This is a genomic window from Mycobacterium sp. 5-140-3-2 (assembly GCF_035666375.1).
GTDB lineage: Bacteria > Actinomycetota > Actinomycetes > Mycobacteriales > Mycobacteriaceae > Mycobacterium > Mycobacterium intracellulare.
Genome location: NZ_CP142025.1, coordinates 4,019,491 through 4,037,417 on the forward strand (window position 1 = coordinate 4,019,491; position 17,927 = coordinate 4,037,417).

At 67.6% G+C, this 17,927-nt stretch carries 16 protein-coding genes and 2 tRNA genes; 6 read left to right on the forward strand and 12 right to left on the reverse strand.

The genetic code is table 11. The annotated features are described in order from the left end of the window. Positions 1-10 precede the first annotated feature (10 nt). The 3 genes from P6281_RS18595 to leuC form a co-directional block, all read right to left on the reverse strand. Positions 11-658, reverse strand: a complete 648-nt coding sequence (locus tag P6281_RS18595) for an HU family DNA-binding protein (protein ID WP_008259006.1) — start codon at positions 656-658, stop codon at positions 11-13. Between the two features lie 211 nt (positions 659-869). Then, positions 870-1,466: a 3-isopropylmalate dehydratase small subunit gene (gene leuD / locus P6281_RS18600; protein ID WP_008259008.1), complete on the reverse strand. Its 597-nt coding sequence runs from the start codon at positions 1,464-1,466 to the stop codon at positions 870-872. 26 nt (positions 1,467-1,492) lie between these two features. Beyond that, the gene (gene leuC, locus P6281_RS18605; RefSeq protein ID WP_201408143.1) at positions 1,493-2,932 is read right to left on the reverse strand and encodes a 3-isopropylmalate dehydratase large subunit; all 1,440 of its coding nucleotides are present in this window, start codon (positions 2,930-2,932) and stop codon (positions 1,493-1,495) included. Positions 2,933-3,017: 85 nt separating this feature from the next. On the opposite strand from leuC, the gene P6281_RS18610 reads away from it, so the two are divergent. Both P6281_RS18610 and P6281_RS18615 read left to right on the forward strand, forming a co-directional pair. Continuing rightward, positions 3,018-3,719 carry an IclR family transcriptional regulator gene (locus tag P6281_RS18610; RefSeq protein ID WP_014380734.1) on the forward strand — a complete coding sequence of 234 codons (702 nt, stop codon included), beginning with the start codon at positions 3,018-3,020 and terminating at the stop codon, positions 3,717-3,719. Positions 3,720-3,769: 50 nt separating this feature from the next. Continuing rightward, positions 3,770-4,282: a pyridoxamine 5'-phosphate oxidase family protein gene (locus P6281_RS18615; RefSeq protein ID WP_009952782.1), complete on the forward strand. Its 513-nt coding sequence runs from the start codon at positions 3,770-3,772 to the stop codon at positions 4,280-4,282. A gap of 15 nt (positions 4,283-4,297) precedes the next feature. Here the strand turns inward: P6281_RS18615 and P6281_RS18620 are convergent. The 4 genes from P6281_RS18620 to P6281_RS18635 all read right to left on the reverse strand — a co-directional run bounded on the left by P6281_RS18620 (position 4,298) and on the right by P6281_RS18635 (position 6,936). Then, positions 4,298-4,370, reverse strand: a tRNA-Glu gene (locus P6281_RS18620). Between the two features lie 73 nt (positions 4,371-4,443). Next, a tRNA-Gln gene (locus tag P6281_RS18625) sits at positions 4,444-4,515 on the reverse strand. A gap of 151 nt (positions 4,516-4,666) precedes the next feature. Further along, positions 4,667-6,133 (reverse strand): glutamate--tRNA ligase, encoded by a 1,467-nt coding sequence (gene gltX / locus P6281_RS18630; RefSeq protein ID WP_080588037.1) that lies wholly within the window; start codon positions 6,131-6,133, stop codon positions 4,667-4,669. Beyond that, positions 6,130-6,936, reverse strand: a complete 807-nt coding sequence (locus P6281_RS18635; protein ID WP_009952784.1) for a fumarylacetoacetate hydrolase family protein — start codon at positions 6,934-6,936, stop codon at positions 6,130-6,132. Before P6281_RS18635 ends, gltX begins: the two co-directional genes overlap by 4 nt. Before the next feature lie 286 nt (positions 6,937-7,222). On the opposite strand from P6281_RS18635, the gene P6281_RS18640 reads away from it, so the two are divergent. Together P6281_RS18640 and P6281_RS18645 are read left to right on the forward strand one after the other, a co-directional pair. Continuing rightward, a complete protein-coding gene (locus P6281_RS18640) occupies positions 7,223-8,539 on the forward strand; it encodes an MFS transporter (RefSeq protein WP_324738473.1) in 1,317 nt (438 codons plus the stop codon). A gap of 3 nt (positions 8,540-8,542) precedes the next feature. Then, a complete protein-coding gene (locus tag P6281_RS18645) occupies positions 8,543-9,733 on the forward strand; it encodes an MFS transporter (protein WP_202377522.1) in 1,191 nt (396 codons plus the stop codon). Here P6281_RS18645 and P6281_RS18650 read toward each other — a convergent pair. Further along, positions 9,730-10,740: a 3-isopropylmalate dehydrogenase gene (locus P6281_RS18650; RefSeq protein WP_014942666.1), complete on the reverse strand. Its 1,011-nt coding sequence runs from the start codon at positions 10,738-10,740 to the stop codon at positions 9,730-9,732. The genes P6281_RS18645 and P6281_RS18650 overlap by 4 nt on opposite strands. 61 nt (positions 10,741-10,801) lie before the next feature. Continuing rightward, positions 10,802-12,388, reverse strand: a complete 1,587-nt coding sequence (gene serA, locus P6281_RS18655; protein ID WP_324738474.1) for a phosphoglycerate dehydrogenase — start codon at positions 12,386-12,388, stop codon at positions 10,802-10,804. A 29-nt stretch (positions 12,389-12,417) separates the two neighbouring features. Between serA and P6281_RS18660 the strand changes: the two genes are divergently transcribed. Both P6281_RS18660 and wrbA read left to right on the forward strand, forming a co-directional pair. Beyond that, positions 12,418-13,845 carry a phytoene desaturase family protein gene (locus tag P6281_RS18660; protein ID WP_238963893.1) on the forward strand — a complete coding sequence of 476 codons (1,428 nt, stop codon included), beginning with the start codon at positions 12,418-12,420 and terminating at the stop codon, positions 13,843-13,845. After that, positions 13,842-14,444: an NAD(P)H:quinone oxidoreductase gene (wrbA, locus tag P6281_RS18665; RefSeq protein WP_238963894.1), complete on the forward strand. Its 603-nt coding sequence runs from the start codon at positions 13,842-13,844 to the stop codon at positions 14,442-14,444. The genes P6281_RS18660 and wrbA overlap by 4 nt, the downstream gene beginning before the upstream one ends. A gap of 89 nt (positions 14,445-14,533) precedes the next feature. Here wrbA and ilvC read toward each other — a convergent pair whose 3' ends face one another. From ilvC to P6281_RS18680, 3 genes are read right to left on the reverse strand one after another with little or no spacing between them, the layout of a single operon-like run. Continuing rightward, a complete protein-coding gene (gene ilvC / locus P6281_RS18670) occupies positions 14,534-15,535 on the reverse strand; it encodes a ketol-acid reductoisomerase (RefSeq protein ID WP_009952794.1) in 1,002 nt (333 codons plus the stop codon). Positions 15,536-15,568: 33 nt separating this feature from the next. Next, entirely contained in the window at positions 15,569-16,075 is a 507-nt protein-coding gene (gene ilvN, locus P6281_RS18675; protein ID WP_008259035.1) for an acetolactate synthase small subunit, read from the reverse strand. Further along, positions 16,075-17,877: an acetolactate synthase large subunit gene (locus P6281_RS18680; protein WP_225324875.1), complete on the reverse strand. Its 1,803-nt coding sequence runs from the start codon at positions 17,875-17,877 to the stop codon at positions 16,075-16,077. The genes ilvN and P6281_RS18680 overlap by 1 nt, the downstream gene beginning before the upstream one ends. Between the last annotated feature and the right edge of the window lie 50 nt (positions 17,878-17,927).

The following is a 17,927-nucleotide window of genomic DNA, read 5'->3' on the forward strand; positions in this document are numbered from 1 at the left end:
CGTGCTCTGCCTAGCGGCGGCCGCGACGCGCGGTCGTCTTCTTGGCGGGAGCCTTGCGGGCCGTCGACTTGCTCGCGGCCTTCTTGGCCGGGGCCTTGGTCGCGGCCTTGCGGGCCGGAGCCTTCTTTGCCGCAGTCTTCTTGGCCGGAGCCTTGGTCGCGGCCTTGCGGGCCGGAGCCTTCTTCACTGCGGCCTTTTTGGCCGGAGCCTTCTTCACTGCGGCCTTCTTGGCGGGAGCCTTCTTGGCCGCGGCCTTCTTGGCGGGAGCCTTCTTGGCCGCAGCCTTCTTGGCGGGAGCCTTCTTGGCCGCGGTCTTCTTGGCCGCGCCCGTGCCACCTACCACACCGCGCTTGACGGCCGGGCCGTCCGACGGGAGACGCTGTGCGCCAGACACAACCGCTTTGAATTGGGCACCGGGACGGAACGCGGGGACGGAAGTCGGCTTCACCTTCACCGTCTCACCGGTACGCGGGTTGCGAGCCACGCGCGCTGCGCGGCGCCGCTGTTCGAACACACCGAACCCGGTAATGGTGACGCTGTCGCCCTTGTGTACCGCACGCACAATGGTGTCGACAACGTTCTCGACCGCTGCGGTCGCCTGCCGACGGTCCGTGTTCAATTTCTGTGTGAGCACATCAATGAGCTCTGCCTTATTCATCAATCCCTCCGACACTAGTGGTCCTCGATTTTGAACCGACTAGTGGACACGGTAAACCCTCACCCAGCAAATTTCCAAGAGCCACGCGCAATTTCACGGCAAGGCGTACGGCGTTTTCGCAATCCGGTTGCCGCCCTTGACCGGTGGGGGATCGTAAAATCGGCCCGGTTTAGTTAGCCGATCGAGCAGAAATTCGGCTCCGTCCGACCGTTCAGGAGGTGGACAGAGTGCGAGGTTTCCAGTCCGGATAGGCCGCCTCGAAAGACTCGATTTCATCGAGTTTCCGCAGCGTAAGGGCTATATCGTCAAGACCTTCGAGTAGCCGCCACGCGGTGTGGTCGTCAATCTTGAACGGCAGCACCGTCGTTCCCGCGGTGATATTTCGATCTTGAAGATTGGCAGTGATTTCCAAGCCGGGGCTCTGCTCGATCAGCTTCCAGAGCAGCTCCACCCCGTCCTGAGAAACTTCGGCCGCCAGCAGCCCCGCCTTGCCGGCGTTGCCCCGGAAAATGTCACCGAATCGAGACGAGATGACCACTCGGAACCCGTAGTCCATCAGCGCCCACACCGCGTGCTCGCGCGACGAGCCCGTCCCGAAATCGGGTCCTGCGACCAGGACCGACCCCCGATCAAACGGGCTGAGGTTGAGCACGAATGACGGATCCGACCTCCAGCTCGCGAACAAGCCGTCCTCGAAACCGGTTCTGGTTACACGCTTCAAATACACCGCCGGAATGATCTGATCGGTGTCGACGTTGGAGCGCCGCAGCGGCACACCGATACCGGTGTGGGTGTGAAAAGCTTCCATGGTCATCCCTTCAGACGTCGGATACGTCAGCTCAAATCGGCCGGAGCGGACAATGTGCCCCGAACTGCTGTCGCCGCGGCAACGGCCGGAGACACCAAATGCGTGCGGCCGCCTTTACCCTGGCGCCCTTCGAAGTTGCGGTTGGACGTCGCCGCGCACCGCTCGCCCGGCGCCAACTGGTCCGGATTCATCCCCAGGCACATCGAGCAGCCCGCCTGCCGCCATTCGGCACCAGCGGCGGTGAAAACCTCGCCCAGCCCTTCGTCTTCGGCCTGCGCGCGCACCCGCATCGACCCCGGCACGACGAGCATCCGCACCCCCGGGGCGATTTTGCGTCCGCGCAAAATGTCGGCCACGGCGCGGAGATCTTCGATACGACCGTTGGTACAAGAGCCCACGAACACCGCGTCGACGGCGATGTCACGCATCGGGGTACCCGGTCGAAGGTCCATGTATGCCAACGCTTTCTCAGCGGCCTGGCGCTCGCCGTCGTCGGCCATCAGTTCGGGGTCGGGCACGGCGGCGGCCAGCGGCACGCCCTGGCCGGGGTTTGTGCCCCACGTCACGAACGGGCTCAGCGACTCCGCATCGAGGTAGACCTCGGTGTCGAATTCGGCGCCCGGGTCGGTGTGCAGCTGCTGCCAATAACGCATTGCCGCATCCCATTGCGCGCCTTTCGGGGCGTGCGGGCGGTCACGCAGGAATTCGTAGGTGGTGGCATCGGGAGCCACCATTCCCGCCCGGGCGCCGGCTTCGATGCTCATGTTGCAGACGGTCATCCGGCCTTCCATCGACAGGGATTCGATGGCGCTGCCGCGGTATTCGATGACATGCCCCTGCCCGCCGCCGGTGCCGATCTTGGCGATCAGCGCGAGGATGATGTCCTTGGCCGTCACGCCGGGGGGCAATTTCCCGTCGACATTGACCGCCATCGTCTTGAACGGCCGCAGCGGCAACGTCTGAGTCGCGAGCACGTGCTCGACCTCCGAGGTGCCAATTCCCATGGCCAGCGCGCCGAATGCGCCGTGGGTCGAGGTGTGACTGTCCCCACAGACGATCGTCATGCCCGGCTGGGTGAGGCCCAGTTGTGGCCCGACGACATGCACGATGCCCTGCTCGAGGTTGCCCATTGGATATAGCCGCACACCGAATTCGGCACAATTTCGCCGTAATGTCTCGACCTGCGTGCGGGACACCGGGTCGGCGATCGGCTTGTCGATGTCGATGGTCGGAACGTTGTGATCCTCGGTGGCCAGCGTCAAATCGGGGCGCCGCACCGGCCGCCCGGCCAGGCGCAGGCCGTCGAAAGCCTGCGGGCTGGTGACCTCGTGCACCAGGTGCAGATCGATGTAGATCAGGTCGGGGGCCGCCTGCCCCGACGCGCCCCCGGAGACCACAACATGGTCGTCCCAGACCTTTTCGGCCAGCGTGCGCGGCTTGGCGGCCGCCCCTGCGTCGCTCCCCATATCGAACTCGCCTCGATTCGCGTCATCCGCGGCTCGCCGATCAGTCGGGCTGTGATCTCAGAATGCGAGACGCTAGTATCTTCCTGTGAGACAGCATAGCGGTATCGGCGTCCTGGACAAAGCCGTGGGTGTCCTGCACAGCGTCGCCCAATCCCCCTGCGGATTGGCCGAACTGTGTGAGCGGACCGGGCTGCCCCGGGCCACGGCCTATCGGTTGGCGGCGGCCCTGGAAGTCCATCGCCTGTTGGCGCGCGACGACGAAGGGCGTTGGCGGCTGGGCCCGGCCGTCACCGAACTCGCGGCGCACGTCAACGATCCGCTGCTGGCCGCCAGCAGCGCGGTGCTGCCCCTGTTGCGCGAGACCACCGGCGAAAGCGTGCAGCTGTACCGGCGTGAGGGCACCGACCGGGTCTGTGTGGCCGCCCTGGAACCCGCTGCGGGCCTTCGCGATACGGTTCCGGTCGGGGCGCGACTGCCCATGACGGCGGGGTCGGGCGCCAAAGTGCTGCTGGCACATAGCGACGCGGCCACCCAGAAGGCGGTGCTGGCGACGGCCAAATTCACCGAACGAACGCTGGCCGAGGTGCGCCGCCGTGGCTGGGCACAGAGCGTGGCCGAGCGCGAGCCCGGTGTGGCGAGCGTGTCCGCCCCGGTGCGCGACGGCCGCGGCACCGTCGTCGCCGCCATCTCGGTGTCGGGCCCCATCGATCGGATCGGCCGGCGTCCGGGCGCGCGTTGGGCCGCCGATCTGCTGTCCGCCGCCGATGCGATGGCCCGCCGGCTCTAGTTCCCAGGTCCTTCCGCGAGCGCCGCGGCGGGCCTGACAGACTGACCGGCATGGGAACCAATCAGCGCGCGAGCATCGTCATGTCGGAAGACGAGATCGCCGATTTCGTCGTCAAGAGCCGCACCGGAACGCTGGCCACCGTCGGCCCCGACGGCCAGCCTCACCTGACCGCCATGTGGTACGCCGTGGTCGACGGCGAGATCTGGCTGGAGACCAAGGCGAAGTCGCAGAAGGCCGTCAACCTCAAGCGGGACCCGCGGGTGAGCTTTTTGATCGAGGACGGCCACACCTACGACACGCTTCGCGGGGTGTCCTTCGAGGGCGTCGCGGAGATCGTGGACGACCCCGACGTCTCACACCGGGTAGGGGTCAGCGTCTGGGAGCGCTACACCGGCCCTTACACCGAGGACATGAAGCCGTTCGTCGAGCAGATGATGAACAAGCGGGTCTGTGTTCGCATCGTGGCCCGCCGCGCTCGTTCGTGGGATCACCGCAAACTGGGCCTGGCGCCGATGCCGGTGGGTGGATCGACCGCTCCGGCCGTCCTGGGGAACGACCAGTAACTGCGGTTTAGTTTGTAGCCCCGATGGGATTCGAACCCACGCTACCGCCGTGAGAGGGCGGCGTCCTAGGCCGCTAGACGACGGGGCCAGAAACGATCCGAGCAGTCAGCATAGCTCACCGCGCTAAGCCCACCTAATCGCTTGAAACGGTGCGGATTTTGCTGGGGTACCAGGACTCGAACCTAGAATGGCTGAACCAGAATCAGCTGTGTTGCCAATTACACCATACCCCATTGGCCGCCTAAAACTGCTGGTCAGCGCCGATTGCGGGCCTTTGCAAGCTCTTTGGGGACCGCCACTGCCAGTCGTTGTCGGCTTTGGTAAACCGCAGTGCAGACTACCAAAGTCTCGCGGGGCAGTCCGCATGCGTGGTCTGGGTCTCCCCTAACCGATCGTCGCGCGCGCCGCGCGCAGCCGCCGCACGCTGCGGTCGCGGCCCAGCAGCTCGAGCGACTCGAACAGCGGCGGGCTGACCGTCGTGCCGGTGGCGCCCACCCGGATCGGGCCAAACGCCTTGCGCGGTTTGAGGCCCAGCTCGTCGATGAGCGCCGCCTTGAGGGCGGCTTCGATCTGTGGCGTCGTCCAGTCCGCGACGCCGTCCAGCGCGCCCAGCGCCGCATCGAGCACGGTGGCCGAGTCCGGCCCCAGCTCCTTGGCCGCGGCCTTGGGGTCGATCGCGTACTCGTCGTCGTTGAGGAACTTCAACAGGTCCCAGGCGTCACCGAGCACCACGATCCGGGTCTGCACCAGGTCGGCGGCCGTGGCGAAGCCGGCGTCGTCGAGCTCGAGGCGATGACCGTGCACGCCGAAGTAATCGCGCAGCCTGGCGGTGAAGTCCTCGACGGTGAGCATCCGGATGTGCTCGGCGTTGAGCGCGTCGGCCTTTTTCTGGTCGAAGCGGGCCGGGTTGGAGTTGACGTCGACGACGTCGAACGCGGCCACCATCTCATCGAGACTGAACACGTCGTGGTCGTCGGCGATGGCCCAGCCCAGCAACGCCAGGTAATTGAGCAGCCCTTCGGGGATGAAGCCGCGGTCGCGGTGCGCGAACAGGTTCGACTGCGGGTCGCGCTTGGACAGCTTTTTGGTGCCCTCCCCCAATACCGTTGGCAGATGCGCGAACTGCGGGGTGCGCTCGGCGACGCCGATGCGGATCAGCGCCTGATACAGCGCGAGCTGGCGCGATGTCGACGGCAGCAGGTCCTCGCCGCGCAGCACGTGGGTGATCTTCATCAGCGCGTCGTCACACGGATTGACCAAGGTGTACAACGGATCTCCGTTGGCGCGGGTCAGCGCGAAGTCGGGCACCGACCCGGCCGCGAAGGTGGTGGTTCCCCGCACCAGGTCGTCCCAGCTGAGGTCGCCGTCGGGCATCCGCAGCCGCACCACCGGCTGGCGGCCCTCGGCGAGGAATGCCGCGCGCTGCGAGTCGGTCAGCTGCCGGTCAAAATTGTCGTAGCCCAGCTTGGGATTACGGCCCGCGGCGAGGTGCCGCGCCTCGACCTCCTCCGGCGTCGAAAAGGCGTAGTAGGCCTCTCCCGCCTCGACCAGCTTGGCCACCACGTCGCGGTAGATCTCGCCGCGCAAAGATTGGCGGTACGGGCCGTAGGGGCCGCCCACTTCGGGCCCCTCGTCCCAGTCCAGGCCGAGCCAGCGCAGCGCGTCCAGCAGCGCCAGATAGCTTTCCTCACTGTCGCGTTGGGCGTCGGTGTCCTCGATGCGGAAGACGAAGGTGCCCCCGGTGTGCCGGGCGTAGGCCCAGTTGAACAGCGCCGTGCGGACCATGCCGACGTGCGGGGTGCCGGTGGGCGACGGGCAGAATCGGACGCGTACGTTCGCGGGTGCAGTCACGATTTTCCTTTGCGGAGCACGGGATTGGTCAGGGTGCCGATGCCCTCGATGGTGATGGAGACGGTGTCGCCGTCCTCGATGGGGCCGACGCCCGCCGGGGTTCCGGTGAGGATGATGTCGCCGGGCAGCAAGGTCATCACCGCCGAGATCCACTCGACGATGGAGCCGATGTCGTGGATCAGCAGCGACGTGCGGCTGTGTTGCTTGACCTCGCCGTTGACCTCGGTGCGCAATTCGAGATCGCCCGGGTCCAGCGGCTTGAGGTCGGTCACGATCCACGGCCCGACCGGGCAGAAGGTGTCGTGGCCTTTGGCCCTCGTCCACTGGCCGTCGGCTTTTTGTTGATCGCGCGCCGACACGTCGTTGCCGATGGTGTAGCCGAGGATGTTGTCCGCGGCCTGGGCGGCCGAGACGTCCTTGCAGGGCCGGCCGATGACCACGGCCAGCTCGCCCTCGAAGTGAACCGGTGATGCGTTGGCCGGCAGGCGAATCGGTACGTTGGGCCCGATGATGGCGGTGTTCGGCTTGAGGAATATCACCGGCTCGGCCGGCGCGGGGCCGGTCATGTCCTTCATCTCGGCGATGTGATCGGTGTAGTTCTTGCCGACACAGACCACCTTGCTGGCGAGTATCGGGGCGAGCAGCCGGACGTCGGCGAGCGGCCATGACCGGCCGGTGAAGTTCGGCGTGCCGAATGGATGCTCGGCGATCTCGCGGGCGATCATCTCGGCGGGGTCGTCGAGTTCGCCTTCGATGCTGACGAAGGCGACACCGTCGGGGCTGGCGATTCGACCAAGGCGCATTCGGTTGAGCCTAGTGAGGGTCGCGAGCGCGGCGAAGCCGGGCGTGGCGGGCCCTCACCATCCGACCCAGTGAGGGTCGCGAGCGCGGCGTAGCCGGGCGTGGCGGGCCGTCACCATCCGACCTAGTCTGGCGACGATTCGGGCCGGGACGGCCCGAGGAGGAGCCGGACGATCCCGCCTAGCCAGGGTCGCGAGCGCGGCGAAGCCGGGCGTGGCGGGCCAGGCGATGACCAGCAACGGCACACGTCCTGCGGCCAAATTTCCCGGTGGTATGCAAGCATGGGGAATGCAGACCGACTCGACCGATACGCCCGAAATCGGCGCGGGCGTGCGCTGCTCGATCATGGTCGTTTCGCTGCTGGCGACGGCGAGTTCGTTCCTCTTCATCAACGGCGTCGCATTTTTGATCCCGTCGCTGCGAGTGCGCGGAGTCCGGCTGGACGAAGCCGCCCTGCTTGCCTCGATGCCGAGCTGGGGCATGGTGGTGACGCTGGTGTTGTGGGGCTATGTGCTCGACCGGGTGGGCGAACGGGTGGTGATGGCCACGGGCTCGGCGCTGACCGCGGCGGCGGCCTACGCCGCGGCGTCCGCGCATTCGTTGGTGCTGATGTCGGTGTATCTGTTTCTCGGCGGCATGGCCGCCGCCAGTTGCAACACGGCGGGCGGGCGGCTGGTGTCCGCCTGGTTCCCGCCGCAGCAACGCGGCCTGGCCATGGGCATCCGCCAGACCGCGCAACCCCTGGGAATCGCCTTGGGCGCGATGGTAATTCCCGAGCTCGCCGAACACGGACCGCAGCACGGCCTCAGGTTCGCCGCCCTGGCATGCGCGGTCGGGGCGATAGCGAGCGTGATCGGAATCGTCGACCCGCCCCGGAAACCGCGCGCGAGCGCGAGTCATCAGGAACTCGCCAGTCCCTATCGAAAGTCCTTGACGCTGTGGCGGATTCACGCTGTGGCGGGCCTGATGATGATGCCGCAAACGGTGACGGTGACGTTCATGCTGGTGTGGCTGATCAGGAACCTGCACTGGTCGGTTACGGCCGCGGGCGGGTTGGTCACCCTCTCGCAGCTGTTGGGCGCGCTCGGCCGGGTTGCCGTGGGCCGCCTGTCCGATCGCGTCGGGTCGCGGATGCGTCCCGTGCGCTACATCGCGGCGGTCGCGGTGTTGGCGCTCCTCTTGCTGGCGTGGGCCGACTACATGAATTCGCGGTGGCAGGCGGGGCTCATGGTGGTCATCGCGGTGATCTCCGTGCTCGACAACGGGCTGGAGGCCACTGCCATCACCGAATTCGCCGGCCCGTATTGGAGCGGCCGCGCCCTGGGCATTCAGAACACCACCCAGCGCATGATGGCGGCGGCCGGACCCCCGCTGTTCGGCGCCTTGATCGCGGCCGCGAAATATCCACCGGCGTGGCTCTTGTGCGCCTTGTTCCCGTTGGCGGCGGTGCCGCTGGTGCCGACGCGGTTGCTGCCGCCCGGTTTGGAGACCAGGGCCCGGCGGCAAACCGTCCGTCGCGTTCGTTGGTGGCGTGCCATCCGTTCCCACGCAATGCCGAATAGGCCGGAGCGACGTTTGCCGCAACGATCCGGTGAGAACTATTAATAGGTGCAGACGACATCGACGCGTCGATGGGTGATGCTGGGGACGGGACTGATCGCGACGTTGAGCGCGACGGTCTTCATCAACGGCATCGCCTTTCTGATCCCCGCCCTCAACGACGTACGCGGCATCAATCTGGCCGAGGCGGCGCTGCTCTCGGCGATGCCCAGCTTCGGCATGGTGGTCACGCTGATCGCCTGGGGCTACATACTCGACATCGTCGGCGAGCGGATCGTGCTCACGGCGGGCTTGGCCCTCACCGCGGCGGCGGCGCTCATCGCTGCGGCGGTGCCGGAATCCATGCTGACGGAAGGGATCGCCCTGTTCGGTGGCGGCATGGCCGCGGCGAGCGCCAACACCGCCAGTGGCCGCCTGGTGACGGGGTGGTTCCCGCCGCAGCAGCGCGGCCTGGCGATGGGGATTCGACAGACCGCGCAACCGTTGGGAATCGCGTTGGCCGCCTTGGTACTTCCCGAGCTCGGCGAACGCAACATCTCGGTCGCGCTGTTGTTCCCCGCGGCGGTGTGCGCGGTGTCCGCGGTGCTGTGCGCCGTGTGGGTGCGCGATCCCGCACGCCCCGAACGGTCGGCGGCCGACAAGGCCGAATTGGCCAGCCCGTACCGCGGCACGACGGTGCTGTGGCGCATTCACTTCGCGTCGGCGCTGCTCATGGTGCCCCAAACCGTGGTCTTGACGTTCATGCTCGTCTGGTTGATGAAAAACCAGCATTGGTCGATCGCAACGGCCGGCGTCTTGGTGAGCTTCTCGCAGCTGTTGAGCGCGCTGGGTCGCATCGCCGTCGGCAGGTGGTCCGACCGCCTGGGATCGCGAATGCGCCCGATCCGCATCATCGCGATGGCCGCCGCCGTGGTGATGGTCTTGCTGGCGATCGCGGATCATGCGCACTCGGCGATGGCGGTGACGCTGATGGTCGCCGCGTCGGTGATCACCGTGCTCGACAACGGTTTGGCGTTCACCGCCATTCCGGAAGTGGCCGGCCGATTTTGGAGCGGGCGCGCCATGGGCGCGCAGAACACCAGCCAGCGACTCACCGCGGCGGTCGGGCCGCCGGTCTTCGGCGAGATGATCGACGCGACCGGATACCCGCTGGCCTTCGCGGTGTGCGCGCTGTTTCCGTTGCTGGCCCTGCCGGTGGTGCCGTCGGAGGCGCGCTCGCGCGCGGCCGCCCGCGACTAGAGCCCGGCGGCGATCCGTTCGCCGACTTCGCGGGTGGCGAGCCGTTCGCTCCCGCGCGTTGCCAGGTGGCGCTCGACGGCCCGGTCCACCCGGGCGGCGGCGTCGTCCTCGCCGAGATGGGCGAGCAGCAACGCCACCGACATGATCGCCGCCGTCGGATCGGCGATGCCCTGCCCGGCGATATCCGGTGCGCTGCCGTGAACGGGCTCGAACATCGAGGGGTTGGTCCGCGTGGCGTCGATGTTTCCGCTGGCGGCCAAGCCAATTCCGCCACACACTGCCGCCGACAGGTCGGTGATGATGTCGCCGAACAGGTTGTCGGTGACGATCACGTCGAACCGACCGGGATCGGTCACCATGAAGATGGTGGCCGCGTCGATGTGCTGATACGCCACCTCGACGTCGGGATAGTCCCGGCCGACCTCGGCCACGATGCGCGACCACAACCTCCCGGCGAAGGTCAGCACGTTGGTTTTGTGCACCAGGGTCAAGTGCTTTCGGCGTCGCTGAGCCCGCTCGAACGCGTCGGCCACCACGCGTCGCACGCCGAAAGCCGTGTTCTGGCTGACCTCGGTGGCGACCTCGTTGGGCGTTCCGACGCGGATGGCGCCGCCGGTGCCGGTGTAGGGACCTTCCGTCCCCTCGCGCACCACCACGAAGTCGATGTCGGGATTGCCGGCCAGCGGGCTGTTCACACCCGGATACAGCCGCCCGGGCCGCAAGTTGATGTGATGATCCAGCTCGAAACGCAAGCGCAGCAACAAACCTCGCTCCAGCACGCCGCTGGGCACCGACGGGTCACCGATGGCGCCGAGCAGGATGGCGTCATGCGCGCGCAGCTCGTCGACCGCCGAGTCCGGCAGGAGCTCACCCGTGGCGTGGTAACGCCGCGCCCCCAAGTCGTAGCTGGTCTTCTCCACTCCGGGCAGCACCGCGTCCAGAACGTTGACGGCCTCGGCCACAACTTCGGGCCCGATACCGTCGCCCTCGATCACCGCCAGCTTCATGGGCGCCGCTCCTCCTCATTGGCGCCGCTCATGCGGCGCGTGGTCGGGTCGCCGGCGCGCTTCATGAAAGATCAACCACCTCAAGCTTGTTCGCGCCGACGGCCGCACCGATCTCCGACCGCACGTCGCCCGGCACGTCCCGATCCAGGCGCAACAGGATCGTCGCTCCCGGACCTTCGGCGTCCTCGGACAGTTGCGCGGCCTGGATGTTCACCCCGGCCGAGCCCAGCAGGGTACCGATCTTGCCCAGCGCACCGGGCTGGTCGACGTAGTTGATCACCAGGTTGATGCCGCGGGCGCGCAGGTCGAAGTTGCGGCCGTTGATTTGCACGATCTTTTCCACCAGCTGCGGCCCGGACAGGGTGCCGGCGACGTTGACCGCGCTGCCGTCGTGCGCGACCGCGCGCACGTCGACCACGCTGCGGTGGTTCGGGCTCTCCGACGCCGTGCCGATTTCGGCGGTGATGCCGCGTTCCTCGGCCAGCGCCGGAGCGTTGACGAACGTCACCGGACCCTCGACGACGGCCGAGAACAACCCCCGCAGAGCCGAAAGTTTCAGCACCTCAACGTCTTCGGATGCGAGCTCGCCGCGCACCTGCACCGACAACGACACCGGCGGGCCGTCGGAAAGGGTGGCCGCCAGCACGCCGAGCTTGCGCACCAGGTCCAGCCACGGCGCCACCTCTTCGTTGACCACCCCGCCGCCGACGTTGACGGCGTCGGGAACGAATTCCCCGGCCAGCGCGAGTTTCACGCTCGCCGCGACGTCGGTGCCGGCCCGATCCTGGGCCTCCTCGGTCGAGGCCCCCAGATGGGGTGTGACCACCACCTGCGGCAGCTCGAACAGCGGGCTGTCGGTGCACGGCTCCTTGGAGAACACGTCGAGGCCGGCCGCGCGCACGTGGCCACTGCGGACCGCGTCGGCCAGCGCCGCCTCGTCGACCAGGCCGCCGCGGGCGGCGTTGACGATGACGACGCCCGGCTTGGTTTTCGCCAACGCGTCCTTGCCGATCAGTCCGGCCGTTTCGGGCGTCTTGGGTAGGTGCACCGAGATGAAGTCGGCGCGGGCCAGCAGTTCGTCGAGCGTCAACAACTCGATGCCCAGCTGCGCGGCGCGGGCCGGCGACACGTAGGGGTCATACGCGATCAGGTGGGTGCCGAAGGCGCTGAGCCGCTGGGCGACCAGCTGCCCGATGCGACCCAACCCGACGACGCCCACCGTCTTGCCGAAAATCTCGGTGCCCGAGAACGACGACCGCTTCCAGGTGTGCTCGCGCAGCGAGGCGTCGGCCGCCGGGATCTGGCGGGCCGCGGAGAGCAGCAGCGCCAGCGCGTGCTCGGCGGCGCTGTGAATGTTCGACGTCGGCGCGTTGACCACCAGGACACCGCGCTCGGTGGCCGCGTCCACGTCGACGTTGTCCAGGCCGACCCCGGCGCGGGCGACGATCTTCAGCTTGGGGGCCGCCGCGAGCACCTCGGCGTCGACGGTGGTGGCCGAGCGGACCAGCAGCGCGTCGGCCTCAGGCATGGCCGCCAGCAGCTTCTCGCGATCGGGCCCGTCTACCCAGCGCACCTCGACCTGGTCGCCCAGGGCCGCGACGGTTGATTCAGCGAGCTTGTCGGCAATGAGTACAACAGGCAAATTCACCCGGCCAGCCTATCGGCTGTAATTGACGGGTGGACGTCACCATCGTCGGCAGCGGACCCAACGGGTTGACCGCCGCCGTAATCTGCGCCCGGGCCGGCCTGAAAGTGCAGGTCGTCGAAGCTCAACCGACGTTTGGCGGGGGTGCGCGCACCGCGGCCGACCCCGATTCCGCGGGCGTCTTGCACGACATCTGCTCGGCGGTGCACCCGTTGGCGCTGGCATCGCCGTTCTTCAGAGAGTTCGACCTGCCCGCGCGCGGCGTGCAATTGGCGGTCCCCGAGATTTCCTACGCCAACCCGTTGCCGGGCCGCCCGGCGGCCATCGCGTACCGCGACCTGGACCGCACCTGCGCCGAATTGGAGGGCGGCGCCTCCTTCCGGCGCCTGCTCGGCCCGCTGGTCGAGCGCTCCGACGACGTGGTGGCCCTGCTGCTGGGCGACAAGCGGTCGGTGCCGAACTCCGTGCCGTCGGCGTGGCGGCTCGGGGTGCGGATGCTGGCCCAGGGCACCCCCGCGTGGGGTTCGCTGACCGGCGAGGACGCCCGCGCCCTGTTCACCGGTGTTGCCGCCCATATCATTTCGCGGATGCCGTCGTTGACGGCGGCCGGTGCCGGGATGATGCTGGCCACCCTCGCGCATTCGGTGGGCTGGCCGATTCCGGTGGGCGGCAGCCAGGCGATCACCGACGCGCTGATCGCCGACCTGCGCGCCCACGGCGGCGAACTGACGGCGGGCACGGAGGTCACTTCGCCGCCTCGCGGGGTCGTCGCCTTCGACACGGCGCCGACCGCGCTGCTGCGGATCTACGGCGACTCCCTCCCGAGGCGCTACGCCAAAGCATTGCGGCGCTACACGTTTGGTCCGGGGGTGGCCAAGGTCGACTTCGTCCTGGCCGACGAGATCCCCTGGGCGGACCCGCGGCTACGAAAGGCCCCCACCCTGCATCTCGGCGGCACCCGGGCGCAGATGGCCCGCGCCGAGGCCGAGATCGCCGCCGGCCGGCACGCGCAATGGCCGATGGTGCTGGCCGCCTCCCCGCACGTCGCCGACCCGGGCCGCATCGACTCGAACGGACGCCGCCCGTTCTGGAGCTATGCCCACGTGCCGTCGGGGTCCACCGTCGATCCGACGGAGGCCGTGACCGCGGTGGTCGAGCGCTTCGCGCCCGGCTTCCGCGACGTCGTGGTGGCCGCACGCGCGGTGCCCGCCGCGCGGCTGTGCGACCACAACGCTAACTATGTGGGCGGCGACATCGGGATGGGCGGCAATTCGGCCTGGCGAGCGATCGCGGGACCGACTCCGCGGCTAAACCCTTGGCGCACACCCATTCCCAAGGTGTACCTGTGTTCGGCGGCCACGCCACCGGGCGGCGGCGTCCACGGCATGGCCGGCTACTACGCCGCGCGCACGCTGTTGCGCCGGGAATTCGGTATCGGCATGCCTAAGCTGGCCCCGTGACCAAACTCGCGATCATCTATTACTCGGCCACCGGGCACGGCACCACGATGGCGCAGCGCGTCGCCGCGGCGGCCGAGTCGGCGGGGGCCGAAGTCCGCCTGCGCCACGTCGCCGAAACCCAGGATCCCGCCTCGTTCGCCCACAACCCGGCCTGGACGGCGAATTACGAGGCCACCAAGGACCTTCCGGTGGCAACCGGCGACGACATCGTCTGGGCCGACGCGGTGATCTTCGGTTCACCGACGCGGTTCGGCTCTCCCGCAGCGCAATTGCGCGCGTTCCTCGACTCGCTGGGGGGGCTGTGGGCCCAGGGCAAGCTCGCCGACAAGGTGTATGCGGGCTTCACGTCGTCCAACACCGTGCACGGCGGTCAGGAAACCACCCTGCTCTCCCTGTACATCACGCTGATGCATTTCGGCGGCATCATCGTGCCGCCGGGCTACACGGATGCGTGCAAGTTCGTCGACGGCAACCCGTACGGGGTCAGCCTGGTCACCACCCACGACAACATCAACGAATTCGACGAGCCCACCGACAAGGCCCTCGAGCACCTGGCCCGCCGGGTGGTCGAGACGGCGGATCGCCTCGCCTCGTCCTGAGCCGCCTCGCCTCTTAGCCCGCCGAACGTGCACTCACGGCGAAAAAATCGACGAAAACTCGCCCTGAGTGCACGCTCGGCGCCGAAAAGCTAAGCCGTCTCGGTGATCGGCCGGTCGACCCAGCTCATCAGGTCGCGCAGCTTCTTGCCGGTGACCTCGATGGGGTGCTCGGCGTTCTCCTTGCGCAGCTGCTCGAGCTGCTTGTTGCCGCCCTCGACGTTGGCGACCAGCTTCTTGACGAAGTCGCCGTTCTGGATGTCGCGCAGGATCTCCCGCATCCGGTCCTTGGTGCCGGCGTCGATGACGCGGGGCCCCGACAGATACCCGCCGAATTCCGCGGTGTCGGACACCGAGTAGTTCATCCGGGCGATGCCGCCCTCATACATCAGGTCGACGATCAGCTTGAGCTCGTGCAGCACCTCGAAGTACGCCATCTCCGGCGGGTAGCCCGCCTCGACCATCACGTCGAAACCGGTCTTCACCAATTCCTCTGTGCCACCGCACAAGACGGCCTGCTCACCGAAGAGGTCGGTCTCTGTCTCGTCCTTGAAGGTGGTCTTGATGACGCCGGCGCGGGTACCGCCGATGGCCTTGGCGTAGGACAAGGCGAGCGCCTCACCCTTGCCGGACGGGTCCTGGTCGACCGCGATCAGGCAGGGCACACCCTTGCCGTCGACGAACTGCCGGCGCACCAAATGACCGGGCCCCTTGGGCGCGACCATGGCGATGGTGACGTCGGCGGGCGGCTTGATCAGGTCGAAGTGGATGTTGAGGCCGTGACCGAAAAACAACGCGTCACCGGGCTTCAGGTTCGGCTCGATGTCATTTTTGAAGATGTCGGCCTGCGCGGTGTCGGGCGCCAGCAGCATGATCACGTCGGCCCACTTGGCGACCTCGGCGGGGGTGTCGACGTCCAGGCCCTGCTCGGAAACCTTGGGCCGCGACTTCGAACCCTCCTTCAGGCCCACCTTCACCTGCACGCCGGAGTCGCGCAGGCTCAGCGAGTGCGCGTGCCCTTGGCTGCCGTATCCGATGACCCCGACCTTGCGACCCTGAATGATGGTCAGGTCCGCATCGTCGTCATAGAACATTTCTAGTGCCACTGTTGAATATCTCCTTGTGTGTTACTTGGCCGTGCCGATTCCGCGTGGACCGCGAGACAACGACACCACTCCCGATTGCACGATTTCACGGATGCCGAACGGTTCCAGGATCCGCAGCAGCGCCTCGATCTTGCCGCGGTCGCCCGTCGCCTCGATCGTCAGCGCCTCCGTGGAAACGTCAATCACCTTGGCGCGGAACAGGTTCACCGCTTCGATCACCTGACTGCGGGTGCCGGCGTCGGCGCGCACCTTGATCATCGCCAATTCCCGCGACACCGAGTTGTCGTCGTCGAGCTCGACAATCTTGATGACGTTGATCAGCTTGTTGAGCTGCTTGGTGATCTGTTCGAGCGGGGTCTCCTCGGCGGAGACCACGATCGTCATCCGGGACATGTCCTTCTGCTCGGTCGCGCCGACCGCCAGGGACTCGATGTTGAAGCCGCGCCGCGAGAACAGCGCGGCCACGCGGGCGAGGACACCGGGTTTGTCTTCGACCAGCACCGACAGAGTGTGGGTTTGCGGACTCATCAGGCGTGCCCTTCACTCTCGTCGTCGAACAGCGGGCGGATCCCGCGGGCCGCCTGGATCTCGTCATTGCTGGTGCCGGCGGCGACCATCGGCCACACCTGCGCGTCCGCGCCGACGATGAAGTCGATCACGACCGGTCGGTCGTTGATCGCCCGCGCCTGCTCGATCACGTCGGCGACGTCTTCCTCACGCTCGCAACGCAACCCGACGCAGCCCAGCGCCTCCGCCAGCTTCACGAAGTCCGGGATGCGGTGCGAATGCGTGGCCAGATCCGTTTGCGAGTAACGCTCTTCGTAGAACAGCGTCTGCCACTGGCGGACCATGCCCAGGTTGCCGTTGTTGATCAGCGCCACCTTGATCGGCACGCCTTCGATCGCGCAGGTGGCCAGCTCCTGGTTGGTCATCTGGAAACAGCCGTCGCCGTCGATCGCCCAGACCTCGGCGTCCGGGCGGGCCATCTTGGCGCCCATGGCGGCCGGAATGGCGAACCCCATGGTGCCCAGGCCGCCGGAGTTGAGCCAGGTGCGCGGCTTCTCATAGGAGATGAATTGGGCCGCCCACATCTGGTGCTGGCCGACGCCGGCGACGTAAATGGCGTCCGGGCCGGCGATCTGGCCGAGCTTCTCGATGACGTATTCCGGGCCCAGGCTGCCGTCGCTCTGCGGTCCGTAACTCAGCGGATACGTGGACCGAACCCCGTCGAGGTAGGCCCACCACTCGGTCATGTCGATCTTGCCGGGCACCCCGTCGTGGCGGAGCTGCTCGACCAGCTCGGCGATGACGGCCTTGACGTCACCGACGATCGGCACGTCGGCGTGGCGGTTCTTGCCGATCTCGGCCGGGTCGATGTCGGCGTGGATGACCTTGGCTTCGGGCGCGAAGGTGTCCAGCTTCCCGGTCACCCGGTCGTCGAAGCGGGTGCCCAGCGCGATCAGGAGGTCGCTGCGCTGCAGGGCCGCCACCGCGGCGACGGTGCCGTGCATGCCGGGCATGCCCATGTGCTGACGATGGCTGTCCGGGAACGCGCCGCGCGCCATCAGCGTGGTCACCACCGGGATGCCGGTCAGCTCGGCCAGCTCGGCCAGCTGCTCGGTCGCGTCCCCGCGGATGACACCCCCGCCCACGTACAGCACCGGTTTGCGGGCCGCAGCGATCAGCTTGGCGGCCTCCCGGATCTGCCGGTTGTGCGGCTTGACGGTCGGCTTGTATCCGGGCAGATCGATGCGCGGCGGCCAGCTGAACGTGCACTGGCCCTGCAGCACGTCCTTGGGGATGTCGACCAGCACTGCGCCGGGGCGGCCCGAGGAGGCGATGTGGAAGGCCTCGGCGAGCACCTGCGGGATCTCGTTACCGGAGCGGACCAGGAAGTTGTGCTTGGTGATCGGCATCGTGATGCCCGAGATGTCGGCTTCCTGGAAGGCGTCGGTGCCGATCAGCGTGCGCCCCACCTGGCCGGTGACCGCGACGACGGGGATCGAGTCCATCTGGGCGTCGGCCAGCGCGGTGACCAGGTTGGTGGCCCCGGGGCCGGAAGTCGCCATGCAGACACCGACCTTGCCGGTGGCGTGCGCGTAGCCGCTGGCGGCGTGACCCGCGCCCTGTTCGTGGCGGACCAGCACGTGGCGCAGCTTCTTCGAGTCGAACAGCGGGTCGTAGACCGGCAGCACCGCGCCGCCGGGGATGCCGAAGATGACGTCGACGTCGAGTTCCTCCAGCGACCGGATCACCGACTGCGCGCCGGTAAGTTGCTCGGGCCCAATGCGTTTCGGCTTGCCGTTGGCAGACTTCGCGGCCGGCTTCACCGCGTCGGTGGCGATGTCGGCGGCGCCCGGTGTGTCGGGGGCGGGCCGCC